This window comes from Vibrio sp. YT-19(2023) (assembly GCF_033337395.1).
On the sequence record NZ_JAWOQN010000594.1, the window covers coordinates 1 to 659 of the forward strand.

General features: G+C 49.0%; 1 protein-coding gene. It reads left to right on the forward strand.

What is annotated here, in order from left to right:
• Positions 1-659: pyruvate formate lyase family protein (locus R7E78_RS27345; RefSeq protein WP_318058781.1), on the forward strand; the 659-nt coding region annotated here is incomplete at both ends.

Sequence of the window (659 nt, forward strand, 5' to 3'; positions counted from 1 at the left end):
ATTTTCCCAGAATACACAGTGCGTTGGATTGAAGCGGAAATTGATGAGCTAGCCGACCGTCCTGGGGCTGGTTTTGCGGTAAGTGAAGAAGACAAACAAAGCATTCACGCCATTACGCCATACTGGCGCGGTAAAACGGTTCAAGATCGCTGCTATGGACTCTTTACCGACGAGCAGCAAGAGATCTTAGCCAGCACCATCATTAAAGCCGAAGGCAACATGACTTCGGGCGACGCGCACCTTGCAGTGGATAACGAAAAAATCCTGAAGATCGGTATGAACGGTCTGCTGGATGAGGTTCGTCAGCATCGCGCTAATAACGACGTGTCGACGTATGAAGGATTGAAGAAAGAGCAGTTTTATAAGTCCGTCGAAATTGTCTTGCTTGCGATTCAGGAGCACATGGTGAGTTACGCTGATCTCGCTCTGGAAATGGCACAAAACGAAACGCGACCAGAGAGGAAAGCGGAACTGGAGACAATCGCAGAAAACTGTCGTCATGTGGCTTTCCATGCGCCAACCAACTTCTGGCAAGCTCTGCAACTGAGCTATGTTGTGCAGTTGATGTTGCAAATTGAATCGAATGGCCACTCTGTTTCATTCGGTCGGATGGACCAGTTCCTAAACGACTACTACGTGCGTGATCTTGAAAGTGGCGC